The organism is Ensifer canadensis, assembly GCF_017488845.2.
Lineage (GTDB): Bacteria > Pseudomonadota > Alphaproteobacteria > Rhizobiales > Rhizobiaceae > Ensifer > Ensifer canadensis.
The window spans coordinates 46666-71709 of sequence record NZ_CP083371.1; the positions used below are offsets into that span (position 1 = coordinate 46666).

A 25044-nucleotide genomic window follows, 5' to 3' on the forward strand; every position below is an offset into this window, starting at 1 on the left:
GGGCCGACCGGCCACCGCTGTTATGTCGTTATTCTGCAGGATCAATCCGGCCCCGTCCAGCAAGTTCCTTCAGCCATTTGCGATGGTGCCGCCAGGCCCAGCCGCCGGTGACCGAACCCCGCGTCATCGCCCGCAGCGTACCGCGGGTCCAGATCGCGGCATAGACATGCAGGATGAAGATGAGAATGATCAGCACCGCGGAAACGGAATGGGTCAGCATGGCAATGCGCCTCACGTCGATGGGTGTGGCCTCGCCAAAATACTGGTCCCAGATGATGATACCGCTGACGATCAGCACGATGATGAAGAACGCCATGCCCCAGAAGATGAACTTCTGTCCGGCATTGTACTTGCCGATCTCGGGCAGCCGCTCCTCATGGCCTTTGACCACGTCGCCGATCTGCGACACCCACTGCGCGTCGGTGCGGTTCGGCAGGTTGGCCCGCCAGAGTTGGGCGAAGAAAATGAAGAAGCTCAGGAACAGAACGACCCCGATCCAGGGATGCAGCATGCGCGTGTTCTGACCGCCACCGAACAGATCCGTCAGGAAGAACAGCGACGGATGGAACATCGAGAGGCCGGACAGCAGAAGCAGGATCAGGCAGGAAGCGGTGATCCAATGGTTGAGGCGCTTGCCGGGTCCATAACGACCGACAGTCACCGGCGGGCCGCGATGGATCGCGTCTTCGGACTGGATGTCGTTCGGCTTGGCCATCAGGCACCCTCCCTGAGATCCTCGGCTTCCTCGACGAGCTTTTCGGCACTGACCTCGTCTTCAGGTGCGACCCGGTTCGCCTTGCCGAAAAGGCCGTGCAGGATCGCGCCCGCAGCCGCCAGCCCCATCGCCGCAAGGCCGGTATATTTGGTCACGCCCTTCCAGGCCTCGATGACGGCGGAAATCTTCGGGTCATCAGGCAGGTCGGCGTAAATATGCGGCTTGTCGTTGTGATGCAGGACATACATGACATGGGTCCCACCGACGCCGGGAGGATCGTAGAGGCCGGCATTGGCGTATCCGCGCGATTTGAGATCGGCGATACGTTCGTCGGCATGCTTCATCATGTCGTCCTTGGTACCGAACACGATCGCCTGTGTCGGGCAAGCCTTGGCGCAGGCGGGGCCCTGCCCCATTGCGACGCGATCGGAACAGAGCGTGCATTTGTAGGCGCGATGATCGGCCTTCGAAATGCGCGGAATGTTGAACGGGCAGCCCTTCACGCAGTAGCCGCAGCCGATGCAGTTTTCATGGATGAAGTCGACGATGCCGTTGGAATATTGCACGATCGCGCCGGGTGAAGGACATGCCTTGAGACAGCCCGGATCGGCGCAGTGCATGCAGCCGTCCTTGCGGATCAGCCACTCCAGATTGTCCGTTTCGGGGTTCACCCATTCGGTAAACCGCATCAGGGTGAACATGTTCTCGGTCAGATCGTGCGGGTTCGTATAGACCCCGACATTCTCCTCAATATCCGGATACGTGTCGTTCCACTCGATACAGGCCGACTGGCAGGCCTTGCAGCCGATGCATTTGGAAACGTCGATCAGCTTGGCGACCGGCGTCAGCTGCCGCTCCGGCGGCGGCAGCTCGCTCGTGGCGGAGCGGCGAACGAGATCGCGCTGCGTGAGGTTGCTCTCCATCGGCTGGACCGGCGGATTGCTGACGGCTGTGCGCGGGCTATCCATCACACTGTGGCCTCCTTGTCCTTTGGCGGCGTCGAAGGCTCGATATTGACGAGGAAAGCCTTGGACTCAGGCGTCTCGATGTTGGCGTCGCCGACGAAGGGCACCAGCGAATTGGGGCCGAAACCCTTTTTCGCAGAGCCGGTGAAGCCCCAATGCAAGGGGATGCCGACCACATGGACCGGCTTGCCGTCGCAGATGAGCGGCCGGATGCGCTTGGTCACCACCGCCTTGGCCTTGACCTCGCCGCGCTTCGACCAGACCCTGACCCAGCCACCATTGGTTATGCCCTTTTCCTGCGCCAGCTCCTCGGAAATTTCCACGAAGAACTCCGGCTGCAGCGCCGAGTTGACGCGGTTGTGCTTGGTCCAGAAGTGGAAATGCTCGGTGAGCCGGTAGGAGGTGGCCGCGTAGGGGAACTCGTCTGAAAGCCCCAGCTGCTCGGCATCGTCCTTGAAGATGCGGCTGACCGGATTGCCGCGCATCTGCGGATTGAAGACGTTGGCAACGGGCGATTCGAACGGCTCCATATGCGCGGGGAACGGGCCGTCGCGCATCAGTCCGCGGGTGAACAGACGCGCGGTGCCTTCCTGGTTCATGATGAAGGGACCGACATCTCCAGGCTTGGCCGTCGGCGCAATGTCGGGAATGTCATAGCCGGTCCACTTGGCGCCGTCCCATTCCAACAGCTTGCGGCTCGGATCCCAGGGCTTGCCCTCTAGGTCCGCCGAGGCGCGGTTGTAGAGGGTGCGGCGGTTGAGCGGCCAGGCGAAGGTCCAGCCGAGATAGGTGCCGGTGTCGTCGGGATCCTGATTGTCCCGCCGAGCCATGTTGTTGCCCTGCTCGTTGAAGCAGCCGGAATAGATCCAGCAGCCGGACATGGTCGAGCCGTCGTCGCGCAACTGCGAAAAGTTCACCACCTGCTTTCCGGCCGGCACGAGAACCTTGGTCGGGTCGGTCGTGTCCATGACATCGCTCAATGCTCGACCGTTGATTTCCCGGGCGAGTTCTTCTGCCGTCGGTTCGTTCTCGTCGGCATACTCCCACGACAGGTTGAGGATCGGATCGGGGAAGGCGCCGCCCTCCGTCCGGTAGAGTTCGCGCATTCTGAGGAAGATCTGCGCGATGATGTAGGTATCGTGCTTGGCTTCGCCCGGCGGCGTACCGCCGGCCCAATGCCACTGCAGCCAGCGGCCGGAGTTCGTCAGCGAACCCTCCTCCTCGGCAAAGCAGGTCGTCGGCAGCTGGATGACTTCGGTCTGGATGGAGGCCGTGTCGACCGGGTTGAAATCGCCGTGGTTTTCCCAGAACCGCGCCGTCTCGGTTTCCAGCGGATCCATGGTGACAAGCCACTTCAGGTTCGAAAGAGCCTTGGTGTTCTTGGCACGATTGGGGAAGGCCAGCAGCGGGTTGAAGCCCTGACAGAGATAGCCGTTGACCTTGCCGGCATGCATCAGCTCAAACACGCGCAGCACGTCGTAGGATGGCACGTCGAGCTTGGCGAGGTAGTTGAAGGCCCAGTCGTTGTCGGCCCGCGCGGCATCGCCCCACATGGCCTTCTGGAACGAGACCATGAACTTGCGGTAGTTCTGCCAGTAGCTTGTCTGGCCCGGCCGAAGCGGCTTGAACTGCCGGGTCGACATGTAGGTCTCGAAATCCTCGTCCTTCTCGGTCGGCGCCGTCAGGTAGCCGGTGAGCAGGTGCGACATCAGGCCGAGATCGGTCAGGCCCTGGATGTTGGAGTGGCCGCGAAGGGCGTTCATGCCACCGCCGCGCACGCCGATATTGCCGAGGATCAGCTGCAGCATCGCCATGGCGCGGATGTTCTGCGAGCCGTGCGAGTGCTGGGTCCAGCCCAGGGCGTACATCGACGTCATCGTCTTTGTCGGCGTCGAACATTCCGAGATCATCTCGGCGACTTTGAGGAATTTCTCCTTCGGCGTTCCGCAGATGCGCGCAACCATCTCGGGCGTATAGGGCGCCAGATGCTCCTTAAGCAGGTTCCAGACACAGCGGGGGTTCTGCAGCGTCGGATCGGTGACGACGAAACCATCCTCGCCGAGCACATAGTCCCAGGTCGAACGGTCGTAGTCGCGCTTCTCGGCATCATAGCCGGTGAAGAGACCGTCCTTATAGGCGAAGCCGTCCTTGACCAGATAGGCTGCGTTGGTGAAGGCCTTGGTGTATTCCCACTGCACCTTGTCGTTGTCGATGCAATACTTCATGACGCCGTTTAGGAACGCGATGTCGGTTCCCTGGCGGATCGGCGCGTAATAGTCCGAGACCGAGGCGGTGCGGGTATAGCGCGGATCGACGACGATCAGCTTTGCACCGCGATGGGCCTTGGCTTCCGTCACCCATTTGAAGCCGCAGGGGTGGGCTTCCGCCGCATTGCCGCCCATGACGACGACGAGGTCGGTGTTCTTGATGTCGGTCCAGGAGTTGGTCATTGCTCCACGGCCAAATGTTGGGGCGAGACTCGCCACCGTAGGGCCGTGTCAGACGCGTGCCTGATTATCGAAACCGACTATTCCCAGGCTCTTGGCGAATTTGAAGGTCGCCCAGGCCGTTTCATTGGTTGTTGCAGACGCCGCCAGCATGCCGACGGTCGTCCAGCGATTGACCGGAAGGCCCTTGGCGTTGGCCGCAATCAGGTTCGCATCGCGATCGTCCTTCATCAGGCGGGCAATGCGATCGAGAGCATCGTCCCAGGAGATCCGTTCGAAAGTATCGGAACCGGGCTTGCGCAGCATCGGATATTGAAGGCGGGTCGGCGACTTGACGAAGTCCTTGAGTGCCGCCCCCTTGGGACAGAGCGTCCCGCGGTTGGTGGGGTGATCGGCATCGCCCTCGATATGCACAATGTCCGCCGTCTCGCCTTTTCGAGGGTCACCCTTCGAATAGATGATGACGCCGCAGGCAACGGAACAGTACGGACAGGTGTTGCGGGTTTCGGTCGTGGTCTTCAGCTTGAAAGCACGCACATGCGCGATTTCCGCCGCCTCGGATTCGCCGAAGCCAAGTGCTCCGACGGAAGTTGCCACGACACCCGCTCCGGCCAGCTTCAGGAAGCTGCGCCGCGAGAGGTCTATGTTCATAGATGGCCTCCCTTTCCCGATACTTCGTACCTTGAAGTCTATTGCTAAGTGCTTGCAAGTCAAGGTGCGTTGGTTGCCCGCCACCCACTCTCCTGACGATCGGCAATGCCATCGCCTCTTGTCTGGCCGGGTATTTGCATGCGCAGAAAGATGCGCATATATTGATTGCTCAAAAGGAGAACAATCATGGCCGAGCATGCTCGATCTGCCTCTGCAAAGCGCGCAGCCAATTTGACGATTGACGCCGATCTTCTTGCAGAAGCACGGCATTTCGACATCAATATTTCTCGCGCTGCCGAGGCAGGGATCGCCAGGGCGGTGTCCGATGCCAAGGCTGCCCGTTGGAAGAAAGAAAATAGCGAGGCTTTGCAGAGTTCGAATGCCTTCGTCGATGCAAATGGCCTGCCGCTGGCGCAGTTCCGTCAATTCTAATGGCGCGTTATGACGTCTATGCCAATCCTGGCGGCGGCCTCGTGCTTGATGTGCAGGCCGACGTGCTGGACGAGTTGAAGACGCGTGTCGTCGTCCCGCTTTTGCCAATGGAAGCGGCTCCTAAACCGGCCAAGCGCCTCAATCCCGTGTTTGAAATATCCGGCGTTCGCTACACCTTGGTCACTCAGTTTCTGGCTGCGATACCCGTATCGGCACTTGCAGAACCTGTTTCCAATCTATCGGAGCGGCACGACGAGATCGTCGCCGCTCTCGATATGGTTTTTCACGGCTTTTAGCGAACGGGTGACAGCAAGCGTCGTCACGCTCCAAGCCGCTCTCAACCAGCCTCCCTGCGCGATCATCTGAACAGCAGCCGGCTCAGGAAACCAGTTGTCCCCTGGCCACGCTCTTGTTTCGGTAATGGCTCGGTGGTGCCCCGATGATCTTGCGGAAGGCGCGGCTGAACGAGGCCTCCGAATCGTAGCCGAGACGGCCTGCGACAAGGGCCACCCGCTGTCCTTCCTGTAGCCATTGATGCGCCTGGTGCATCCGCATGCGCGCAACATAACGGGCCGGCGTCTCGCCCATGGTGTCGACAAACCGCTGGGCAAAGCCCGACCGTGACGCACCCATGAGCTTTGCCAGTTCGGGCACGCTCCAGTCCCGCGCAGGTTCAAGGTGGATCGCGGCAAGGACGCGCCCGAGCTCCGGATTGCGGACGGCCGCCAGCCAGCCGGTCGCCGTGCCGCAGCCATGCTCCACCCAGGTTCGAATGAGCGTTGCAGTCAGCACATCGGCAAGCCGCGAGAGAATGCCGCCCGAGCCGACGCGCTGCATTTCTGCTTCGCGCATCATGGCCTCAAGCAGTGCCGGTATCGAAGGTTCGCTCGCAGCAAGGTCGCTCGTGCGCATGACGGCGGGCATCAACTGCAGGAGAGGATGCAGACGATCGACATTGAACTGCATCACCGCAAAGAAGATGAGGTTCTCGCTGTCCGTCGACGGGCATTGCACATCGATGATGCCGTCACAAAGCTGTCGCCTCGGCAGGTCGGCTATCGAAACGGCAGGAATGCCCGGCTTGCTGGCAAGCACATGCGCGTCACCCCTCGGCAACAGCACCGCGTCGCCCTGGGCAAGCTCCATCCATTCACCATCCGGTGTCTGAAGATGGGCTGAGCCTGCAGCCAGAAAATGGAATCGCGCGGGCTCCTGTGCCGGATAGGCCGTCGCCCAGGGCGCACAGGGTTGGCAACGCCCGTATTCGACGCCGTCGAGCCTCAGCCCGCGCAAAATCTCGGTCAACGCATCGCTCATAAGGTGCTCCGCAATTTTGGACAAACGGCACAGTCTTTTGGATTTTCTAGCATAGAAACTCCTGATGGTCATGCCTACCTTCGCCATTAACAATCGCGGAGATGAAAATCATGGATGGCGTCGTGACGAAATCAGGTGCCCCGACGGACGAGCGGAACAAAGCCCGATGGGGCGCTGTCGTTTCCCTTTCGCTTGGGGTCTTCGGCCTGGTAACGGCAGAGTTTCTACCGGCAAGCCTGCTGACGCCGATGTCGGCGGATCTCGGGGTCAGCGTTGGAGCTGCCGGGCAGTCGGTGACCACCACTGCTGTCGTTGCGGCGGTCGCCGGCCCGGCGATCGTCGTCTACACAGGCCGGTTCGACCGGCGCACGGTGCTTCTGGCTTTGACGGGCCTGCTGGTCGTCTCGAGCCTTATGGCGGGCTTTGCACCCAACCTTCCTTTCCTGCTTGCGGCCCGCGTGTTGCTCGGTATCGCGCTCGGCGGCTTCTGGGCGATGTCGCTGGCGCTGGCCATGCGGCTCGTTCCCGCCAGGCTGATGCCCCGCGCCATGGCGATCGTGATGTCGGGCGTCTCGATCGCAACGGTTTGTGCCGCCCCCGTCGGCGCCTGGATCGGCGCCACGCTCGGATGGCGCTATGCTTTCCTGCTGGCAGCCGTAGTCGGGGTGGTTACCTTTATCGTCCAGGCGCTGACCGTCCCGTCGCTGCCGCCGATCGGGACCACCGGCCTTGGCACGATCGTGAGGGTTCTCAGGCGCCCGGCGATCCGGCTCGGCCTTGCCACGATCCTACTGGTCGTGACCGGTCACTTTGCCGGCTTCACCTATATCCGCCCCTATCTTGAGCAGGTGCCGCGTTTCGACGTCGAAATGATCACCGCGATCCTGCTCGCATTCGGTATCGGCGGTTTCTTCGGCAATATCGCAGGCGGCTTCCTGGCGGAGCGCAACACCCGCCTGTCGATGACGCTGGCAGCCGCGGGCATCGCTGCCACCGCGCTCCTGCTTGCGGTCGCCGGCGTGCTGCCGGGCATTGCAGCCGCAGCGACGGCCGCCTGGGGCTTCGCCTTCGGTGCGCTCCCTGTCAGCGTCCAGTCCTTCATCAGTCGGGCCGCCGGCGACGAGGCGGAAGGCGCTGGTGCGGCGACGCTGACGACATTCCAGATCGCCATCTCCACCGGAGCAATCCTCGGCGGCCTGATCGTCGAACGCCAGGGGCCTGCCGGCGTCTTCATGTTTGCGGCATTGGCCGCACTGCTGGGCGCCTCGCTCGTCGCCGTCTCCCGCAAGGTGGCGCTCCAGCCGGGCTGAGAGATGAAGGACTCTATGGCCCTCCCGATCCTGAATTCCTGCGGGATCGGGAGAGCCATCATTAGGCCCCGTACTCAGCCGCGCTCAAGTCTCACTTGCGCGTCAGTGGCAGGGCCAGGAGCTGATCGGTCGTGACGATATCGCCGAAGGTGTCGTCGATCGAAGCCAGAGCTGCGCGGTGCAGCGCAACATGCGACACGGTCTCCCCATCTGCCGTATCGACGTCCCGCGTGGCGCAGGCGTCGTCGGCCACGATCACATTGTAGCCGAGGGGGACGGCATCGCGGGCAGCGCCGGCCACGCAGGCATGGGTCATCAGGCCGGCAATGATGAGCGTATCGACGCCAGCCTGTTTCAGCCTCTGGTCGATGTCGGTGGTTGGAAACACGCTCACCGACGATTTGCGCACCACCGAATGGTTGGCTGATGGCTGGATCTGGTCGTGGAACCGGGAGGTCGCACTGTCCTCGGCAAAGACCGGGCTTCCCGCCGGTGTCACGTGCTGGACATGATAGACTCTCATGCCGTCCTGATCAGCACGCTCGATGAGGCGCTTGGCGTTGGAGAGCGCCTTTGCGCCATCCGGGATCGGCATCCTGCCGCTGAAATATTCGTTCTGAAAGTCGATCACCAGCAGGGCGGTCTTGGCAGGATCGAGACTTTGCGGCGCTGTGGCTCCAGCCATGGTCCGGATGGTGGGGTGCTGCATCATGAAAGCGTCCTTTCGCATCGTTGTTGATGGCGGAAAAATCCTGCATGCGGCGGCTTCGCGAAAGTGGCCAGAATGACAATATGTGCTAGGTTCTGGCCAATTCATTAGATTGGGATCGCCACGCCGATGCACACCGTTGCCGTCATCGCCTTCGAACGCATCAGCGCCTTCCACCTGTCGGTGCCCTGCATCGTGTTCGGCGATGAGCTTTTGAAACTCGGAGCGCCCCGCTATCGCCTGTTGATCTGCGGCGAGAATACCGGGTCGGTTGCCACTGGCTCCGGCTTTCGCATTGAAGTGACGCATGATCTGAGCCACCTGGGGGAGGCCGACACCGTCATCGTGCCGGCCTGGCGGGATCCGGACGAGCGTCCTCCCGAAGCCTTGCTGCGGAGCGTCAGGGCCGCCCATGCACGCGGCGCGCGGCTGGTCGGGCTTTGCCTTGGTACATTCGTACTGGCGGAAGCGGGCGTGCTGGACGGGCGACCGGCATCCACCCATTGGGCCTGGGCGGAGGAGTTCCAACGAAGCTATCCGCGGGTCGCCCTGGATCAGGATGCGCTCTATATCGATGATGGTGACATCCTGACATCGGCCGGCACGGCCGCGGCCATCGACTGCTGTCTGCATATCGTACGTCGCGATCATGGGGCAGATATCGCCAACCGCGTCGCCCGGCGGCTGGTGGTGGCGCCGCACCGGCATGGCGGCCAGACCCAATATATCGAGAAGCCAATGCCTGCCGCCGCCGGCGAGGCGCAGCTCGGCGCGACGATCAATTGGGCAATCGAGCATCTGGACGAGCCATTGTCGCTCGAAAAGCTGGCGGCGCGGGCCGGAATGAGCCTGCGCAGCTTCACCCGACATTTCAGAAAGACGACCGGAACCACCTTTACGCAATGGCTCTTGAACCAGCGGCTGGCGACCGCGCAACGGTTGCTCGAAACCGGATCCTGCTCGATCGACCGGGTCGCAGAGATGGCCGGCTTCGGCTCAACGGTATCGCTGCGCCAGCACTTTACCCGCGCCTTCTCGATCTCGCCGGCAAGCTACCGCCGGCAGTTCAGGAAGAGACCGGATTTAGGGAAGCATTACGGTCACGGCTTTCCACTCCGCCATGGCCTTGAGGCGGTGAATATGGATGACCAGCGCTGAGTGATTGGAGCGTGGTGAATCCGTGCGCCTGCCAATCAGGACGTCTCGGACACTGGCTATGCGGATGCGCGAATTTCAGTCATGCTTTAGGAGAGCCGCCCAGCCCTTGCGTATCGGCAATATGCGCGAGTGCTGCGTCTTCGGGGAGCAGGTAGACCTTGTCGATCGTCTGGTCGAGCAGGTTGCGCTCAATGGCCAACGCATCCTTCCGGCTTTCCGGCAGCACCGCTTCGAGATCGTCGATCATCGCGTGCAGCCGCCTTGCGATCTGCAGATTTTCCGCTCCATAGATCCGGATCTCTCGAAACGTAAGTTGCACGAAATCTTCCCAGTTCGGCGTCGGGAACACCACACGAAGGCGTCCCTGGGCATCGCGGACGTACTCGTTGCTCAGTTCGCGCCCACCAACGCTGCGTAGCAGTCGCTGCAACTGATCAATGGCAAGCACCGCTGTCGTCGGGTCGTTTATAGCCTTCGAAAGCGCCTTGCTGGCGATGTCGACAATAACCCTGAAGGCGAAGGTCGGATCCTGCTCGATGGTCCGCTCACGCCCGAAGACGACACTGTTGCGAAGGTCTTTGGCTGGTATTGCCTTGGCGCCGCCATAGAGGCGGAACAGTGGCTGCCCGGATGAGACAAAATCGCCGACGCGCGCAGCAAGTTCAATCACGCCGTCCGCTCGATGTGCTTGAATGGTCAAGGCCTTCACGTCGACTGCAAGAATGATGTCCGACGACCCGACATGCAAAACGATGTTTCCCGGCTTCTCGCACGGCTCGTCCGGTTGTGGTCGCTCGTCGGTATCCGACAGCGGGCCAGGATATACCGCCTCGATAACGGCAAAGCCCTGCTCGGCGACGCGATGAATGATGCTGACGGGACGTAATAGCCGGGCGGAATAATCGATGAAATAGAGGAAGGCAGCCAGCGACAGGACGCCAAAGATCCCCGAGATCCACATGATGGGAGACGGAGCCGACGTACTGATGCGACTGATCGCCCCAATGGCGAAGAGCAGGGTGAAGATGAACAGGCCCACAGTGAAACGGATCACGTTATCGCGCAGCAGCGTGGTCGCGATGATCCGGGGCGTAAGCTGCCCGCTCGCGATCTGTATGGCGACGAGCAGGGAACCGAACGTGAAGACGATGAACGAAAGCGCCAGGCTGATAATCGCCTGCATCGCTGCAACCGTACCCTCTGTCTCCAAGGGCCACAACGGCACCCATTCTGTCCACTGTTCTAATACAAGCACTGCGCGTAAGAAGGCTTGCTGCAGAACGAGCGCGAAGAAAGGCACGACCCACAGCGAGGACCGCATGTAGCTCTTGAGCGCATACAACTTGTTCCAGCGCATTTAGCCCCATCCCTCTCGTGTGGCCCTTCGAGCCGGAAACGGTCAAATCTGCCACAAGGGCACCGTACGCGACCAACTCCCGATACGAGACGATCGGCGCAAGCGACCTGGGGCCTAATATATACTATGCTGTCTCGTCGGGCCGCGAAAATCACAACTTCAGGTCACGGCTTCTCCCCCGAGCCGCCTCCGCAGCTTGAGCCTTTTTCATAGCCTGCCGAGGTTCTGTCACGTTGTTCGAAAAGGGACGGAATGGAGCATCGGGTCGTGATTTAGGTGGGCATTACGGTCACGGCTTTCCACTCTGCCATGGCCTTGCGGCGTTGGATATGGATGACGAGCGTTGAGTGTTTGGAGCTTGGTGCAACATGGTGGTTCATGAGCAGATCGGAAACACAGCGTTCGACCCTCCACTGCTGTCCCTCGAGCCTGTCCTATGCCATCTAGAAGAGTATCAACGACATATTCGCAGGCGGCACTATCGTGAAGAAAATCGGATTCCTTTCCTTCGGCCATTGGACCCCCTCCTCCCAGTCGCAAACCCGCTCGGCAGGCGATGCGCTTCTGCAGTCTATCGACCTTGCAGTTGCCGCCGAGGAGCTCGGCGCTGACGGCGCCTATTTCCGTGTTCATCACTTTGCCCGGCAGCTTGCCTCCCCCTTCCCGCTTCTGGCTGCCGTCGGCGCAAGGACGAAGCGCATCGAGATCGGCACGGCCGTCATCGATATGCGCTACGAGAACCCGCTTTATATGGCCGAAGACGCCGGTGCCGCCGACCTGATCTCCGGCTCACGCCTGCAGCTCGGTCTCAGCCGAGGATCGCCGGAACAGGTGATCGATGGCTGGCGATATTTCGGTTATCAGCCGCAGGACGGCGCGTCGGATGCGGATATGGGCCGCAGCCACGCCGAAGTGTTTCTCGAAGCACTGAAAGGCAACGGTTTCGCCCAACCCAACCCACGGCCGATGTTCCCGAACCCGCCAGGACTGTTGCGCCTCGAACCCCATTCCGAAGGGTTGCGCGACCGCATCTGGTGGGGTTCCAGTTCGAACGCCACCGCCGTCTGGGCGGCAAAGCTCGGCATGAACCTGCAGAGTTCGACCCTGAAGGACGATGAGACCGGCGAGCCGTTCCACGTCCAGCAGGCAGCACAGATCCGCGCCTACCGGGAGGCGTGGAAGGAAGCGGGCCACACCCGCACGCCGAGAGTTTCCGTCAGCCGCAGCATCTTCGCCATCGTCGATGATCGCGACCGCGCATATTTCGGCCGAAGCGGCAAGGAACAGGATACGATCGGCTTCATCGACGAGAACACAAGGGCGATCTTCGGCCGGTCTTATGCGGCCGAGCCTGATGTGCTCATCAAGCAGCTCGCCGGGGATGAGGCCGTCGCCGAAGCCGATACGCTGCTGCTGACGGTGCCGAACCAGCTCGGCGTCGACTACAATGCGCACGTCATCGAGGCGATCCTGAAGCACGTGGCGCCCGCACTCGGCTGGCGTTGAGCGACAAGACGCGTTCGTTCGCACCGGCGATCGAATTCGACTGGCATGAAGATATCCGCGTGCGCCGACCTACCGCATGTTTCCTTAAATCCAATTCGATTTCAGGATAAAGTTGCGGCCATTTAAAGTGCTGCAGTGACCTTTGCGCGTCCAATAAGACGCGCGGCGCTGTCGTCGGCGCACACGGGCTTCTCATGCCAAACTGACGTCGAGTGTTATCGGAACCGCACCAAGTGCCTTTGACACCGGGCATCCCGCTTTCGCCTTGTTTGCCAGCTCAGTGAATTTTGCCAGATCCGCGCCCGGCACACGGCCCTTCAACGCCAGGTGGATAGCCGTGATGGCAAAGCCATCGGCGACGGACTCAAGCGTGACCTTGGCGGTCGTCTCCATGCTGTCGGCCGTCAGGCCAGCCTCCCCAAGGATCAGTGACAACGCCATGGTAAAGCAACCGGCGTGAGCCGCACCGATGAGTTCCTCCGGGTTGGTACCCGCGACGCCTTCGAAGCGCGCTGCAAAACCATACGGATACTCCTTGAGCGCGCCGCTCTGCGTCGAAATCTGACCCTTACCGTCCTTGAGACCGCCGGCCCATTTCGCCGATCCTGTGCGATTGATCTGCATGCTCTTCTCCTCAGGGTGAAATCCACAGGCACCAGATAGAGCAGTGGCGTCGGATTGGTATGTGTGGATAGCTTACGCTGCTACCCGCCAGCGCCCGAATACACGGCTTGCGGCCCAGCAAACGGGCGCAACGTAACGGATTGCCGGTTTCGCCCCTCCGCCATGCACCGTGGCCAAGCGTTCAACCGGGAAAATTATTCCACCTATGATTGGTCCCGAGCCAAACGGTTGCTTATCCTCTGTCACAACCTTGACTAATTTGTCGCCGTTGCGGAAGTTTCCTCCCGAACGCTCTGCTCCATCAATCAATCGAGTGTGAATCGTGTCCCAAGCCACTATCAAATCCCTGCCGAAGCCGTTTTTCATGTCCTTCGGTTTCCAAGTTCTGGCAGCCATGGTCATTGGACTGCTGCTCGGCCTCATCGCCCGAAACATGGGCGTCGATGCGGCCGGCAACCCCAACTGGTTGACCGTGACGCTCCAGACGATCGGCTCCATCTTCGTGCAGCTTCTGCGCGCGTTGGTCCCGCCGCTCGTGTTCACGGCGATCGTTGCCTCCATTGCCAATCTGGCGACGCTTCAGAATGCAGCGAAGCTCGTCTGGCAAACCCTCCTCTGGTTCGCGATCACCTCGTTCATCGCTGTCATCATCGGCATCGCGCTCGGCCTCATCATCCAGCCAGGCGTCGGCTCGGCGGTGTCGCAGGAGGCTGCCAAGGCGCCGTCCTATGCCGGCTCATGGCTTGATTTCCTCAAGGGCCTGGTTCCCGGCAACATGCTGGGCCTGGAGGCAAGCACCAAGCTGACGGAAGGAAGTGCCAGTACGTCGTTGAATTTCAACGTGCTGCAGATCCTCGTTGTTTCCATCGCCTTTGGTGCCGCCGCGCTGAAAGCAGGCGAAGCGGCCAAGCCCTTCCTTGCCTTCAACCAGTCGCTTCTCGCGATCGTCCGCAAGATCCTCTGGTGGGTCATTCGCCTGACGCCGATCGGCACCATCGGCCTGCTCGGCCGCGCCGTGGCGCAATATGGCTGGGGAACGCTGGCGCAACTCGGCTGGTATGCAGCTGCTGTCTATATCGGCCTCGCCATCGTGCTCTTCGTCGTCTATCCCGCGCTGCTGATCGCGCATGGCCTGAAGCCATCGCGCTTCTTTGCCGGTGCATGGCCGGCAATCCAGCTCGCGTTCGTCTCGCGCTCCTCTGTCGGCACCCTGCCTGTCACCGAAACCGTGACGGAGAAGAGCCTCGGCGTGCCGCGCGAGTTTGCCGCCTTTGCCGTCCCGCTTGGCGCTACGACCAAGATGGATGGTTGCGCGGCGATCTACCCGGCAATCTCGGCGATTTTCATCGCGCAATTCTTTGGCGTACCGCTCGGGCTGCAGGAATATGTGCTGATCATCTTCGTTTCCGTGCTCGGCTCGGCCGCGACTGCCGGCCTGACGGGGGCGACCGTCATGCTGACGCTCACCCTGTCGACGCTTGGCCTCCCGCTCGAAGGTGTCGGCCTGTTGCTTGCCATCGACCCGATCCTCGACATGGGCCGCACTGCCGTCAACGTCGCCGGACAGGCGTTGGTGCCAACGATCGTCTCCAAGCGCGAAGGCATTCTCGACGAGACCGTCTACAATGCCGGCAAGTCCATAGAGGATCCGGAACCGGCTGTAGGCCTCCAGACGGCCTGATTGGATTCACACCCAGAGGAAGCCGGCATCTCGCCGGCTTCTTGATTCTATTGCCTGGCTAAACCGCTCGGTGCCTCGGATCATTTGCGGCAGTCTCGTTCTCACATGAGTGCTGGTTCAAGCTTCCACCGGCACGGTTTGGCGCGCGCCAGCCAAACCGCCTGCATTATCCTGAGGTTGAGCAGCGCTTGTCGCACGACCGCGATGTTGCAGTTCGAGGAACCTGCGCACGCACCGGCTTCTAAGGTGGCTGCAACGCCTCGCATCGATAGCGTCAGTGAAGCAGGACCGAAGGTCGGCTACCCCAAATCGTGGCAGATCATTCCGAACTCAAGACTGGCGGATTGCCGGTAATACTCGCGCTTCAATCAGCGCGTTTGAATTACTATCAGCAATACCGTAGAGTTGTTATCTGCCAGCGATTGGAATACTGAATGGCCGTGATTTCTGCCTTAACAGCACGTGACAAGCGGAGCTTGAATGCCGGTCATCTTCCAACGGATAAATGAAGACCACGCGTTGCGGGCGGCGGCCATCATCGTGAAGGCATATATCGGGCCGCCTTGGAACGAGGCGTGGACCTTGGAGAGAGCGACGGCACGGATGGGCGAGTTGTCGACCACTCCTGGTTGGCTCGGCGTCGGGGCATTGGAAAATGGCGCGTTGCTTGGCTTTGCGATCGGCCTCCCCCATACGTCGGCGGCCGGCAGGGGCCTGTACATTCCTGAAATCGCGGTTCTGCCTTCTCACCAGGGACGTGGCATCGGCAAGCAACTGCTAAGATTTCTTGAGGCTGAAGCCTTGAGTTCCGGCTTTTCGAGCGCGTGGCTTTTGTCGCAAAGTGAGGGCGCCACTGCCGAATACTATAAGGCGAGCGGCTACAATCAGGCTACGAAGCTCAGGATTTATTCAAAGCCGCTAAAGTGGAGTCCTGAGTCAGCGCGCTGATGATTTGTGATGTAACCGGCCCGTGCCTGAGTTCGCTTGGATGATTGCTAGGCATCCCCCGCGCTGCATACGCTCTGGCGCCAGCAGTCCAAACTCGGGGCGTACCAAGTCACGCCGAGGCTTCACACCAGCATTGCGCTGCACCTTGACCCCATGGCCGAGACAATCCACGCCTTCAGCCAGGCTTGTGCTGCCGTTTTTTAAGCCGGCGCCCTACCCTTCGTAGTGCCCCGACGACGCGGCGGCAGCCGACTTGACGACCAACGCCACGTCGGCCCCCTTGATCACGCTCACCCCGGCGGCACGTAGATCGGCAACCGTCTTCAGTCCCCCGGCCTTCGGTGAATCCAGCGGCTCGACGCTGCGAGCCTTCAGATCGACAATCCAAAGGCCGTCCTCACCTTCGATACCTATCACAACAACTTTGGCCATCCGTATTCCCCTCTCACTATGGATCTGCTCGGTCTAAAATCCTGCCCTCTTCAAGCCTTCTCTGTAGAGGTCCTTGTGCCATTGTTCCTTGCTGGGAACGGCGGCAAGCCACGTGTCCAGGTCGAAATTGGGGTTGGCTTCGCGCACCCGGCGAACAAAGACACGCGCTCTGTCCCTATGGCCCAACATCGCCCAGTTCGCGGCCGAGAGCCTGTCGGCCAGGCTCGGATCGGCCATACGTCCGATGTAATCCAGCGATGTCTCGAATTCACTCAACGCGTAGTTCGCACCTGCGGCGGTCCAGAGATAGGAGTCCGGGCTCAACGGATTGAGCTCAATCGCATGTTCGATCTTTTCCAACGCCTTGCCGGGAAGCGAGCAATGGACGAGTGTATCGGCATGGTCGGCAATGATATCGGCATAATGGGGACCAAGCGTCTCCGCGAGTTCCATTGCTTCCGCGCTTTCATCGAAAGCCCCCTGCAACAGCTTGGCCACGCCGAACTCGCGATAGCCGTCTGCCAGATTCCGGCGGGCCCCGATGGCACGCGTAGCAAACACCTCGGCCGCCTTCAGCAGTTCGAGGTCGCCACGTGCCGTCAGCAGCCATTCCTTTGAGTAGGTCCTGGCGATCGAACTCAGCGCCGGCGCAAAATCGGCGCTCGCATGGAGTGCGGTCTTCATCTCCTTGCGGGCGCGCCGCAGGTCCGGCAGCGTCAGCCGGTTCAGGTGCCGTCGTCCCACGAGATAGCTGTGGTACGCTGCCGGATTCAGCTCGCGATAAAGACGCGCCGCCTCATGCCGCTCGATCTCGCTTGAAACCGAAAGCGCGATGTTTCGTGCGATCACACGCCGGGTGGCGACGAGTTCCGGATGGCTCAGGCTGAACCTTTCCGCCCACACGACTTCATTATCGGGAAAGAAGATGAGCTGGACGAACAACGTCCCTTCGCTTGTCTGACTGCTGATCCGGCTGTCGAGGATGTAGTTCAGAGAAAATCGCTCAAAGAAATCAGCCTGGTCCTCAAGCTGGCGCCCGATCCGGACGGCAGAATGGTGGGCGATCACCTGAAGGCTGTTGAAGGCGCAAAACCCGATGGTGATGTCCTCGATCAGGGCGCTCGCGATGAAGCCAAAGTCCGGGCGCCCGACATAGTCGCTTGGAGGCAACAGCACCAGACGAGGGATTGCATGACGGTGCGTTTGTCCAGATCCAGTCTGAAAATCAGGTTCGGACATGCTGGCGGCACGAGCGTACGGCCGTGCGACCGGTCCAGGTCCGGCATCCCGGCTCGCCAAGGTGTTCACGAGATCGGCACCTCGTGCAAGCGCATCGCGTCGCCTCTCGAGAATTTTCCTGAGGTGGTCGACTTGCTCTTCGGCTTGAAAGATTTCGACAAGCAACTGCAACGTATCGGGATTCGGATCCGCGTATTCCGCCTCGATGAGCAATATCCCCGCATCCTTGAGAACGTCAGCCTCTTCCTCCGAACGCGGCGCGCGCGCCGCTTTTCGCAACAAAGCTTTGAGAAGGGTATTTTGGCGGTCTTTCTGTTCCGCGAGCCAGCCATAAAAAGCGCGGCTCTGACAGCCGACCGCCCCCAGGAATGACCTGTGCATCAGCGTTGCAAGGCTGCGGAGCTGGGGCAAGGGATCGGCTATTTCGCTATCGGTCGCCGGATCCATGTCCGATGACAACGACGCGCGATCCATATGGATCATGCTACTGGTAAAGGAGAGGAATTGCGCTCCAATTTCGTCCTGGCGGACCTTTATCCTGGAAATCAACTTGCGCATGTTCACGAGCGGAACGGCACTGTCTTCGTTGCCCCACAAGAATGCGGCCATCACCGTTCGGTGTTCGGCTCCATCTTTGGTCGTGAGCAAATAAGCGAGAAGTAACAAACCTTTCTCGGGATAGGCAATTTGCCTTCCCTCTGAATCGACGAGCCTCAAGCCCCCAAAGGTTTGCAGCAAGAAAGCCATTTGTACCTTTAAGCCGTTCCGCCAATATTGATTGGCATCCGCGTGCCGAAAAAAATTCAACAGCAGTATCTAAGCCCTTCGGCCACTAATCTAGGAAGCGATTGGACAAACGATTGCGCGACAGAGTTTGTCTTAATACCTCACGCAATTCAACCGGGAATTTACTGTGGGAGAAGGGAGTTTCCATAGCTTACCAGCACCAATGGGTAATCGACAGGCGGTCTATTCTACGTTCCACTCCAGGTTTTATTCCACTTTTTGACGCAACGACAGGGAATCGCGGCCGATGTCCCGCGGCGAAGGCCCTGATCGCTCTCTGCGTTCATCGAAAGCACCAATGCTGCAGCGGGGCTTGGCTGCTTGGCGCCACGGCTTGACCGAAGACCGCCAATGCACGCTCAGGGTGACTTGGCGCTCCGAGCCTATCGCGCTTGCGCAGTTACGGTTGTCATGCCGGCGGCATGTCCCTGTATCCGGGCACGCGTCAAGGCTCTCGGCACGACCTCAGGGTTGGACGGCGCTTATTCGATACCGGATGCAGCCGGCTCATCCGTTGGATCCGGTTCGGATTGCAACTCCTCCGCCGGCAAATCTCGTCTCAATGTCGCAATCTCTTGTCTGCCCCAGGCTTCGGCTCGATCCATCAGCGAGCGCATCTCGCTGTTGAGAGCATGCGAACGCATGACGTCGTCTGCATGGCTGGTATTGGTGCGCGGATCGTAAAAGCTACCGATGTCCGCACCGGCGGCGCGTCTGGCCTGCTCCAGCTGCGCTCGTAGCTCGGATAGCTCGGCTTTTGCCGCGAAATATCGTCTCATCACGTCGATGAGTTCGCGGTCGCGTGCCTTTGTCTTCATGGAAGCCTCCCTCAAAACGCAGCCTGAGTGATCCCACAAGATGTCAAAATCTGGGTACTTCGCCCATGCGGGCGTGTTGCCTGTGGACGGATTGTCGCGGCGCCGGATTGGCAGCGGGTCACGAAGCATCATCGTGATTGGACTTCGCGCCCAACAAGAGTCACGCTTTCGGTAGGGTGAAATGGGCTGGCGCAGAGCATCTATCGTCTAAATGGAGGCCACAATGAAGCACCATACACGCGAGCAATTGCAAGTCTTTGCACAAATCGAACCGGAATACCGGCCGCTGAGCATGTCTCGCAGGGAACGCCTCGAACGTTGGGCGGAGGTTCTCGAGCAGAGCCCGTCCCGACACCTGGCGACATTGTATGAAACCGAACACCAGTCCGCTGCCGTGCGCGATACATTGCGCAGCGACGGCTCGCCGATCTCCGTCGCGTTCGAAGATACCGTACTGCGTGCCGCAGGCATGGAAAACGACACCTACGGCGAGGCCCTCAGGTTCTTCGAGTTGCGCGACTGGCAGCTGCACGGCGTGATCTGCTACTGCCACTTCGGTGCAACGGTGAACGCGCAGACGGCCGCAGAACTCGTCAGGTCGATCTCGACTGGCGAACGCAGCGGCCTATTCGCCCGGCTGCGCGCGCTGTTCGTCGGCTGACGCGAGCCGCATTTCACTGTTGTGAGATGCTGCGCGGCAGGATGGTAGTTCGCTGATGTAGAGATGTTGGCGAGATTAAAAGCGCCGGGCCATGCCCCCGCTTGCTTCAAGTCTTCGTCACTCGATCTCGGCGTCGCCAGGCACCGAGGCCAGCAGGGATCGGATCACGTGAAGCCCGCGCTCCAGGTCCTTGAGCGGCGGAGCGGAGATCGCGACGCGCACCGCGTTTGGTGCACGCCCTGGGATGGCACTAAACACGCCCGCAGGCGTGATGGCGACGCCTTGTACAGCTGCCGCCGAAACGAACGCCCCGGCACTCCAGATCTCCGGCAGTTCGAGCCAGATATGAAAGGCGTTGCTTTCCGCCGACGGCGACACGTGGCCGAGAATGCGCGCCGTCAGCAACTGCCGATCGCGCCCATCCTTCCGCTTCAGCTCCGAAACATGGGCGGCTGTGCCGTCAGAGATCCAGGATAGCACCAAGCGCATTGATAGGGACGACGCCATCCAGCCTCCGGCACGCATGACCGCGGCAATGCGATCCTTGACCTGCGGCGGCGCGACGACAATGCCAACGCCAACGCCCGGACCAAGCCGCTTCTGCATGCTGTTGACGTAGACGACACGCTCCGGCGCATAGGCCGCAAGCGGTGCCGCGTCGGAAAGGAATGCAAAGGCAGCGTCCTCGATGCAGAGCAGCCCGGTCTCCTCGAGCGCCTCGGCGAGGGCAGTTCGTCGTGCGTGCGACATCGAAAAGCCGAGCGGGTTATGGATGGTCGGCTGGATGTAGATCGCATCGAGCGGCTTCGCGCGATGCACCCTGATAAGCGCCGCAACGTCGACGCCGTCACCGTCGATCTCAAGCGGCACGAGCTGCAAGCCGAGCCGAGCCGCCATGCGGATGACCGACGGATAGGTCAACGGCTCGACACCGATGCGATCGCCAGGTTTGCAGACAGCTGCCATGGCGCATGCAATCGCTTGGCGTCCTCCACCGGCAAGAAGGATGCCGTCAGGCCTCGGGGACCAATGATCGTGCGCGAGATAGCGCGCGACGATCTCGCCGACGCCCTTTGGCCCGAAGGGACCGAGAGCGTCCATCGCGTCAAAGAGTGTTGCCGGGTTGGCCATGTTCTTGAACGCCGGCGCCATCAGGGCCGCCTGCTCCAGGGAACCCGATGTCGCCAGTTGCAAATCGATCGGCGCGTCGGCGATCTCGCTGATCCGCGCAGATTGCAGCCGGTCCGGCGTCCTGACGAAGGTCCCACGCCCGACTTCGCCGATAACCAGACCGCGGCGAACGAGTTCGGCATAAACACGGCTGGCGGTCGAGACCGCTATTCCTCTCTCATAGGCAAAGGTTCTTTGCGGCTGCAGTCGCGAACCGGGCGGCAGCTTTCCAGAGGCGATCTCGCCGGCGACAACGTCGGCGACGGCGTGGTAATCCAGCATCTCAAATGCTCCGAGGGCAATAAACCAATTGAACTCTTATGGCATCGGTGCATTTGTAAAACAAATTGCAGCGCCGGATCAATGTCATGCCCTTCTCCACCGTCCCGACAACTTCCCTGCCAACTCTACACGATGTCGAAGCGGCCGCCCGCCGTATCGGCAAATACTGCATCGAGACGCCCCTGCTGGAATCGCCATATCTCAATCAGAAATATGGTGGCCGGTTGCTGCTCAAGGCTGAAAGCCTGCAGGTCACGGGTTCGTTCAAGCTGCGTGGCGCGGTCAACAGGGTAGGGTCGCTGACCGACGACGAACGGCGGCGTGGCGTCGTCGCCCGGTCTTCCGGCAATCACGGCCTTGCGATTGCCTATTGCGCCGGCCTGATGGGCACATCAGCCGTGGTCGTCGTGCCGGAGACCGCACCGGCGGCAAAGGCCGAACGGATCGCGGCCTATGGAGCACGCGTCGTGAAGGTTCCGATGAAAGACCTCGCCGACGTGGCAGCTGAAATCACGCGTCGCGAGGATCGGGTGCTTATACCGCCGGCCGACGATTTCTGGGTGGTTGCCGGTGCCGGCACCGTCGCGCTTGAAATGGCGGAACAGGCCGCGAGGCTGAATGCCCAGATCGATGTATTGCTGACCTGCTGCTCCGGCGGCGGACTGACCGCCGGTTGCCTGCTGGGGTTGAGCAAGGCGTCTCCGTCCACCAAGGTTTATGGCGTCGAGGCCGTTGGGTTCGAGAAGATGGCGAAATCGCTCGCAGCCGGCAAACGCATCAACCTGGCACCAGGCGGCCATTCGATCTGCGACGCCATCAGCGGGCTCTACATGGCAGAGATTCCCTTCGAGATCATCAGACCTGATCTGGCCGGTACGCTTGCTGTCACGGATGACGAAGCAAAGGAGGCCATGCGCGTGGCCTTCAGCGAATTCGGCTTGGCTCTCGAGCCTGGAAGCGCTGTCGCGTTGGCGGCTGTGCTCGCCCGCAAGATACCGCTCGAGGGACGTACGTTTGCCGTCACGCTATCCGGCCGGAACGTCGATTTGGATCTTGCCGGCGCCATCCTGGCGAGTGGAGAGCCAACGGTCGGCAGGGCATGAACATGTTCAGCCACGTCACGGTTGGTTGCAGCGACCTTGATCGTGCCTCCGTCTTCTACGACGCCGTTCTCGCGCCTCTTGGTCTTGTCAGGCGAACAGTTGCTCCGGATGGCGGACCGGCTGCAGCGTGCTGGATCGCATCAGGCCAGGCATTGCCGCGCTTCTACGTCTATGAGCCGTTCGACAGGAAGCCTGCCAGTGTGGGAAACGGTAGCATGGTCGCATTTCTCGCGCCGACACCTGCGGCGGTCGACCAGGCCCATGCTGCCGGCCTTGCGGCCGGCGGTACGGACGAGGGCGTTCCCGGTCCGAGGCCGCACTATGGAGATGGCTACTACGGTGCATATCTGCGCGACCCCGACGGCAACAAGGTGCATGTCGTCTGTAGAGATGACCTTCTGCCCCTTTTACCGTAACGGTCCGAATGGCCGGCGCGTAAAGCGGGACGCAGCCTTATCGGCCTGCTCCGGCAACGATCGCCGCCGCTATCGTGGCATTAAACCCCACTTCTGCCAGCACCTCGGCCGTATGTTCACCAAGCGCCGGTGCCGGACGCCGGAAGCGTCCCGGTGTTTCGGACATGCGCGGCACGATGTTGTGCATGGGCAGCGCACCGTGCTCCGCATCATCCAGCGATACGATCACCTCGCGCTCGGCAAAATGTGCGTCCTCGGTGGCGTCGGCAATGTTGTAGATCGGCCCGACCGTTGCGCCACTGTCGCGCATGGTGGCAAGGGCTTCGTCATGCGAGCGCACGGCAAACCAGGCTCCGATGGCGTCATCGACCAGATCGCGATGCTTGAGGCGTTCGCTGTTGGAGCGGAAGCGCGGATCATCGTTCATGTCGGCCCGGCCGATGATCTCGAATATCCGCCGGGCGACCGCCGGCGTCGAACCGGAGAGCGCGACGTATTTGCCATCGGCGCAGCGGTAGACGTTGCGCGGGCATGCGGTGTTCGAGGCGCTGCCGATGCGTTCCTTGACCGTGCCGTTGAGCGCGTAGATGCCGGCCTCGGGGCCAAGCACGGAAAAGATCGGCTCCAGCAGCGACAGGTCGATGACCTGCCCGCGCGCTCTGCCCTTTTCGCGCGCAAAGAGCGCCGTCATCGTCGCCGACATGCCGTAGACACCGGCGATCATGTCGGCGAGCGCGAGCGGCGGCAGCACAGGTTCGCGGTCGGGAAAACCGGTGCGGTAGGCATAGCCGCTCATGCCTTCGACGATGGTGCCGAAGCCGGGAAATTCCGCATAGGGGCCTGTCTGCCCGAAACCGGATATGCGCACGACGACGAGATCGGGATTGCGCGCGAGCAGCGCCTCCGGGCCAAAGCCCATCTGTTCGAGCGTTCCCGGGCGAAAATTCTCGATGAAGACGTCGGCGCTCGCAACCAGCGCCCAGAGTGCCTCGCGGTCGGCCGTTTCGCGCAAATTCAGGACGACAGAGCGCTTGTTGCGCCCATAGGTCTTCCAGAACAGCGACAGGCCTTCGTCTTTCCATTCGCGCAGCGGATCACCGGCCGGCGGTTCGATCTTGATCACGTCGGCGCCGAAATCGGCAAGCTGCAGCGACAACATGTTGCCGGCGACGAGACGCGAAAGGTCGAGAACCTTGACCCCTTCGAGAGGCCCCTCGGCGTTCGGATCCCAGTGTTTCCTGGCAAATTCGCTCATTGGATGCGCCCGCCGGTCTTGTCGTCGAACAATAGGATATTGGCGGTGTCGAAGCCGATCGTCACGTTCGCGCCCGATTGCAGTAATGCGCTTTCGCCGAGAACCACGGTGATATCCGTGGTCTCGAGTCGCAGCATGACCTCCTGTGCCTCCCCGGTCGGCTCGACCAGCACAACCTCGGCGGCGATGCCGTTGTCGGCAAGCTGGATGTGTTGCGGGCGGATGCCGTAGACGACCTTGCGCCCCTGTGCGAGCCCATGGCCCGAAGGCAGCGGCAGGCGGGCGTCGTCGGCAAGCCGTAGCATCTGGCCGTCGACCTCGCCACGCAAGAGGTTGATCTCAGGCGAGCCGATGAAGCTGGCAACGAACAGGTTCTGCGGGTTTTTGTAAAGCTCCAGCGGCGGCCCCATCTGCTCGATCTTGCCGCCGTTCAGAACGACGATCTTGTCGGCCATGGTCATGGCTTCCGTCTGGTCGTGGGTGACGTAGATCGTGGTCTTGCCCAGGCGCTGATGCAGTTTCTTGATCTCGCCGCGCATCTTAACCCGGAGCTTGGCGTCGAGGTTGGAAAGCGGCTCGTCGAAGAGAAATGCACGCGGATCGCGCACGATGGCGCGCCCCATGGCCACGCGCTGACGCTGACCGCCCGACAGTTCGCGCGGAAGCCGTTCGAGCAGGTGTTCGAGCCCGAGGATGTCGGCGGCTTCGTTGACGCGGCGACTGATCTCGCTCTTCGAAACACCGGCAAGCTTCAGCGCGAAGCTCATGTTGTCTGCTACCTTCATGTGCGGATAGAGCGCATAGCTCTGGAACACCATGGCAAGGTCGCGCTCCTTGGCCGGCATGTCGTTGACGATCCGGCCGCCGATGGTGATTTCGCCGGCGCTGATGTCTTCCAGCCCCGCGATCATCCGCAGCAGCGTCGACTTTCCGCAACCGGACGGGCCGACCAGCACCACGAATTCGCCGCTGCCCATGTCCAGCGAAATATTATCGAGCACCGGCAGGCTGCCGTAGCTCTTTCCCACATTCCGCAGTTCGATCTCGGACATGGTTTCTCCT

At 61.1% G+C, this 25044-nt stretch carries 24 protein-coding genes; 10 read left to right on the plus strand and 14 right to left on the minus strand.

Annotation, left to right across the window (positions count from 1 at the left end):
- Window positions 1–28: 28 nt before the first annotated feature.
- Genes J3R84_RS19875 through fdnG form a run of 3 tightly spaced genes read right to left on the minus strand, consistent with a single transcriptional unit; the run spans window position 29 to window position 4778 of the window.
- Window positions 29–715 carry a formate dehydrogenase subunit gamma gene (locus J3R84_RS19875; protein WP_025429716.1) on the minus strand — a complete coding sequence of 229 codons (687 nt, stop codon included), beginning with the start codon at window positions 713–715 and terminating at the stop codon, window positions 29–31.
- Window positions 715–1683: a formate dehydrogenase subunit beta gene (gene fdxH / locus J3R84_RS19880; RefSeq protein ID WP_038577995.1), complete on the minus strand. Its 969-nt coding sequence runs from the start codon at window positions 1681–1683 to the stop codon at window positions 715–717. The genes J3R84_RS19875 and fdxH overlap by 1 nt, the downstream gene beginning before the upstream one ends.
- A complete protein-coding gene (gene fdnG, locus J3R84_RS19885; RefSeq protein ID WP_203528687.1) occupies window positions 1683–4778 on the minus strand; it encodes a formate dehydrogenase-N subunit alpha in 3096 nt (1031 codons plus the stop codon). Before fdnG ends, fdxH begins: the two co-directional genes overlap by 1 nt.
- A gap of 186 nt (window positions 4779–4964) precedes the next feature.
- On the opposite strand from fdnG, the gene J3R84_RS19890 reads away from it, so the two are divergent.
- Both J3R84_RS19890 and J3R84_RS19895 read left to right on the plus strand, forming a co-directional pair.
- Window positions 4965–5210, plus strand: a complete 246-nt coding sequence (locus J3R84_RS19890) for a type II toxin-antitoxin system CcdA family antitoxin (RefSeq protein ID WP_025429712.1) — start codon at window positions 4965–4967, stop codon at window positions 5208–5210.
- Window positions 5210–5506, plus strand: a complete 297-nt coding sequence (locus J3R84_RS19895; RefSeq protein ID WP_025429711.1) for a CcdB family protein — start codon at window positions 5210–5212, stop codon at window positions 5504–5506. Before J3R84_RS19890 ends, J3R84_RS19895 begins: the two co-directional genes overlap by 1 nt.
- Window positions 5507–5588: 82 nt before the next feature.
- Here the strand turns inward: J3R84_RS19895 and J3R84_RS19900 are convergent, their stop codons facing one another.
- A complete protein-coding gene (locus J3R84_RS19900; RefSeq protein ID WP_203528685.1) occupies window positions 5589–6527 on the minus strand; it encodes an AraC family transcriptional regulator in 939 nt (312 codons plus the stop codon).
- A 110-nt stretch (window positions 6528–6637) separates the two neighbouring features.
- On the opposite strand from J3R84_RS19900, the gene J3R84_RS19905 reads away from it, so the two are divergent.
- Entirely contained in the window at window positions 6638–7837 is a 1200-nt protein-coding gene (locus J3R84_RS19905; protein WP_203528683.1) for an MFS transporter, read from the plus strand.
- A 91-nt stretch (window positions 7838–7928) separates the two neighbouring features.
- Here the strand turns inward: J3R84_RS19905 and J3R84_RS19910 are convergent, their stop codons facing one another.
- On the minus strand, window positions 7929–8546 hold the full coding sequence (locus J3R84_RS19910; protein ID WP_025429708.1) for a cysteine hydrolase family protein: 618 nt from the start codon (window positions 8544–8546) through the stop codon (window positions 7929–7931).
- A 129-nt stretch (window positions 8547–8675) separates the two neighbouring features.
- Here J3R84_RS19910 and J3R84_RS19915 point away from each other — a divergent pair, with 129 nt between their 5' ends.
- Window positions 8676–9704, plus strand: a complete 1029-nt coding sequence (locus tag J3R84_RS19915) for a GlxA family transcriptional regulator (protein ID WP_082571753.1) — start codon at window positions 8676–8678, stop codon at window positions 9702–9704.
- A gap of 79 nt (window positions 9705–9783) precedes the next feature.
- Here J3R84_RS19915 and J3R84_RS19920 read toward each other — a convergent pair whose 3' ends face one another.
- Window positions 9784–11061, minus strand: a complete 1278-nt coding sequence (locus tag J3R84_RS19920) for a DUF2254 domain-containing protein (RefSeq protein ID WP_057205910.1) — start codon at window positions 11059–11061, stop codon at window positions 9784–9786.
- A gap of 483 nt (window positions 11062–11544) precedes the next feature.
- Between J3R84_RS19920 and J3R84_RS19925 the strand changes: the two genes are divergently transcribed.
- On the plus strand, window positions 11545–12567 hold the full coding sequence (locus J3R84_RS19925) for an LLM class flavin-dependent oxidoreductase (RefSeq protein WP_057205908.1): 1023 nt from the start codon (window positions 11545–11547) through the stop codon (window positions 12565–12567).
- A gap of 192 nt (window positions 12568–12759) precedes the next feature.
- Here J3R84_RS19925 and J3R84_RS19930 read toward each other — a convergent pair whose 3' ends face one another.
- Both J3R84_RS19930 and J3R84_RS19935 read right to left on the minus strand, forming a co-directional pair.
- Window positions 12760–13191 (minus strand): OsmC family protein, encoded by a 432-nt coding sequence (locus J3R84_RS19930; RefSeq protein WP_025429705.1) that lies wholly within the window; start codon window positions 13189–13191, stop codon window positions 12760–12762.
- Between the two features lie 72 nt (window positions 13192–13263).
- Window positions 13264–13557, minus strand: coding sequence for a hypothetical protein (locus tag J3R84_RS19935; protein WP_203528711.1), 294 nt, complete (start codon window positions 13555–13557; stop codon window positions 13264–13266).
- On the opposite strand from J3R84_RS19935, the gene J3R84_RS19940 reads away from it, so the two are divergent.
- Together J3R84_RS19940 and J3R84_RS19945 are read left to right on the plus strand one after the other, a co-directional pair.
- Entirely contained in the window at window positions 13556–14872 is a 1317-nt protein-coding gene (locus J3R84_RS19940) for a dicarboxylate/amino acid:cation symporter (RefSeq protein ID WP_107027871.1), read from the plus strand. The two genes, J3R84_RS19935 and J3R84_RS19940, sit on opposite strands and share 2 nt — an antisense overlap.
- 480 nt (window positions 14873–15352) lie before the next feature.
- Window positions 15353–15820 carry a GNAT family N-acetyltransferase gene (locus tag J3R84_RS19945; RefSeq protein WP_025429703.1) on the plus strand — a complete coding sequence of 156 codons (468 nt, stop codon included), beginning with the start codon at window positions 15353–15355 and terminating at the stop codon, window positions 15818–15820.
- A 213-nt stretch (window positions 15821–16033) separates the two neighbouring features.
- Here J3R84_RS19945 and J3R84_RS19950 read toward each other — a convergent pair whose 3' ends face one another.
- The 3 genes from J3R84_RS19950 to J3R84_RS19960 form a co-directional block, all read right to left on the minus strand.
- A complete protein-coding gene (locus J3R84_RS19950; RefSeq protein ID WP_057205904.1) occupies window positions 16034–16252 on the minus strand; it encodes a hypothetical protein in 219 nt (72 codons plus the stop codon).
- Between the two features lie 33 nt (window positions 16253–16285).
- Window positions 16286–18238 carry a hypothetical protein gene (locus tag J3R84_RS19955; protein WP_057205902.1) on the minus strand — a complete coding sequence of 651 codons (1953 nt, stop codon included), beginning with the start codon at window positions 18236–18238 and terminating at the stop codon, window positions 16286–16288.
- Between the two features lie 521 nt (window positions 18239–18759).
- The gene (locus J3R84_RS19960) at window positions 18760–19227 is read right to left on the minus strand and encodes a hypothetical protein (RefSeq protein WP_371412293.1); all 468 of its coding nucleotides are present in this window, start codon (window positions 19225–19227) and stop codon (window positions 18760–18762) included.
- 91 nt (window positions 19228–19318) lie between these two features.
- Between J3R84_RS19960 and J3R84_RS19965 the strand changes: the two genes are divergently transcribed.
- The gene (locus tag J3R84_RS19965; protein ID WP_057212715.1) at window positions 19319–19756 is read left to right on the plus strand and encodes a hypothetical protein; all 438 of its coding nucleotides are present in this window, start codon (window positions 19319–19321) and stop codon (window positions 19754–19756) included.
- A 117-nt stretch (window positions 19757–19873) separates the two neighbouring features.
- Here the strand turns inward: J3R84_RS19965 and J3R84_RS19970 are convergent, their stop codons facing one another.
- The gene (locus tag J3R84_RS19970) at window positions 19874–21208 is read right to left on the minus strand and encodes an aminotransferase-like domain-containing protein (RefSeq protein WP_203528680.1); all 1335 of its coding nucleotides are present in this window, start codon (window positions 21206–21208) and stop codon (window positions 19874–19876) included.
- An 86-nt stretch (window positions 21209–21294) separates the two neighbouring features.
- Between J3R84_RS19970 and J3R84_RS19975 the strand changes: the two genes are divergently transcribed.
- Both J3R84_RS19975 and J3R84_RS19980 read left to right on the plus strand, forming a co-directional pair.
- Window positions 21295–22311 carry a threonine ammonia-lyase gene (locus tag J3R84_RS19975; RefSeq protein ID WP_057205899.1) on the plus strand — a complete coding sequence of 339 codons (1017 nt, stop codon included), beginning with the start codon at window positions 21295–21297 and terminating at the stop codon, window positions 22309–22311.
- Between the two features lie 2 nt (window positions 22312–22313).
- Entirely contained in the window at window positions 22314–22727 is a 414-nt protein-coding gene (locus tag J3R84_RS19980; protein WP_057206150.1) for a VOC family protein, read from the plus strand.
- A gap of 37 nt (window positions 22728–22764) precedes the next feature.
- On the opposite strand, the gene J3R84_RS19985 is transcribed toward J3R84_RS19980, so the two are convergent.
- Window positions 22765–23982, minus strand: coding sequence for a CaiB/BaiF CoA transferase family protein (locus J3R84_RS19985; RefSeq protein WP_057212711.1), 1218 nt, complete (start codon window positions 23980–23982; stop codon window positions 22765–22767).
- On the minus strand, window positions 23979–25034 hold the full coding sequence (locus J3R84_RS19990; protein WP_203528678.1) for an ABC transporter ATP-binding protein: 1056 nt from the start codon (window positions 25032–25034) through the stop codon (window positions 23979–23981). Before J3R84_RS19990 ends, J3R84_RS19985 begins: the two co-directional genes overlap by 4 nt.
- Window positions 25035–25044: the final 10 nt, after the last annotated feature.

Excerpts from the sequence above, each read along its gene's own strand:
- J3R84_RS19990 (WP_203528678.1), bottom strand. The coding sequence starts at position 25,034 with ATGTCCGAGATCGAACTGCGGAATGTGGGAAAGAGCTACGGCAGCCTG.
- fdxH (WP_038577995.1), bottom strand. The coding sequence starts at position 1,683 with ATGGATAGCCCGCGCACAGCCGTCAGCAATCCGCCGGTCCAGCCGATG.
- J3R84_RS19950 (WP_057205904.1), bottom strand. The coding sequence starts at position 16,252 with ATGGCCAAAGTTGTTGTGATAGGTATCGAAGGTGAGGACGGCCTTTGG.
- J3R84_RS19905 (WP_203528683.1), top strand. The coding sequence starts at position 6,638 with ATGGATGGCGTCGTGACGAAATCAGGTGCCCCGACGGACGAGCGGAAC.
- J3R84_RS19945 (WP_025429703.1), top strand. The coding sequence starts at position 15,353 with ATGCCGGTCATCTTCCAACGGATAAATGAAGACCACGCGTTGCGGGCG.
- J3R84_RS19890 (WP_025429712.1), top strand. The coding sequence starts at position 4,965 with ATGGCCGAGCATGCTCGATCTGCCTCTGCAAAGCGCGCAGCCAATTTG.
- J3R84_RS19915 (WP_082571753.1), top strand. The coding sequence starts at position 8,676 with ATGCACACCGTTGCCGTCATCGCCTTCGAACGCATCAGCGCCTTCCAC.
- J3R84_RS19975 (WP_057205899.1), top strand. The coding sequence starts at position 21,295 with ATGCCCTTCTCCACCGTCCCGACAACTTCCCTGCCAACTCTACACGAT.
- J3R84_RS19930 (WP_025429705.1), bottom strand. The coding sequence starts at position 13,191 with ATGCAGATCAATCGCACAGGATCGGCGAAATGGGCCGGCGGTCTCAAG.
- J3R84_RS19900 (WP_203528685.1), bottom strand. The coding sequence starts at position 6,527 with ATGAGCGATGCGTTGACCGAGATTTTGCGCGGGCTGAGGCTCGACGGC.
- J3R84_RS19895 (WP_025429711.1), top strand. The coding sequence starts at position 5,210 with ATGGCGCGTTATGACGTCTATGCCAATCCTGGCGGCGGCCTCGTGCTT.
- J3R84_RS19970 (WP_203528680.1), bottom strand. The coding sequence starts at position 21,208 with ATGCTGGATTACCACGCCGTCGCCGACGTTGTCGCCGGCGAGATCGCC.
- J3R84_RS19910 (WP_025429708.1), bottom strand. The coding sequence starts at position 8,546 with ATGCAGCACCCCACCATCCGGACCATGGCTGGAGCCACAGCGCCGCAA.
- J3R84_RS19955 (WP_057205902.1), bottom strand. The coding sequence starts at position 18,238 with ATGGCTTTCTTGCTGCAAACCTTTGGGGGCTTGAGGCTCGTCGATTCA.
- J3R84_RS19980 (WP_057206150.1), top strand. The coding sequence starts at position 22,314 with ATGTTCAGCCACGTCACGGTTGGTTGCAGCGACCTTGATCGTGCCTCC.
- J3R84_RS19920 (WP_057205910.1), bottom strand. The coding sequence starts at position 11,061 with ATGCGCTGGAACAAGTTGTATGCGCTCAAGAGCTACATGCGGTCCTCG.
- J3R84_RS19965 (WP_057212715.1), top strand. The coding sequence starts at position 19,319 with ATGAAGCACCATACACGCGAGCAATTGCAAGTCTTTGCACAAATCGAA.
- J3R84_RS19985 (WP_057212711.1), bottom strand. The coding sequence starts at position 23,982 with ATGAGCGAATTTGCCAGGAAACACTGGGATCCGAACGCCGAGGGGCCT.
- J3R84_RS19935 (WP_203528711.1), bottom strand. The coding sequence starts at position 13,557 with ATGAAAAACGGCTTCGGCAGGGATTTGATAGTGGCTTGGGACACGATT.
- J3R84_RS19940 (WP_107027871.1), top strand. The coding sequence starts at position 13,556 with ATGTCCTTCGGTTTCCAAGTTCTGGCAGCCATGGTCATTGGACTGCTG.
- J3R84_RS19875 (WP_025429716.1), bottom strand. The coding sequence starts at position 715 with ATGGCCAAGCCGAACGACATCCAGTCCGAAGACGCGATCCATCGCGGC.
- J3R84_RS19960 (WP_371412293.1), bottom strand. The coding sequence starts at position 19,227 with ATGATGCTTCGTGACCCGCTGCCAATCCGGCGCCGCGACAATCCGTCC.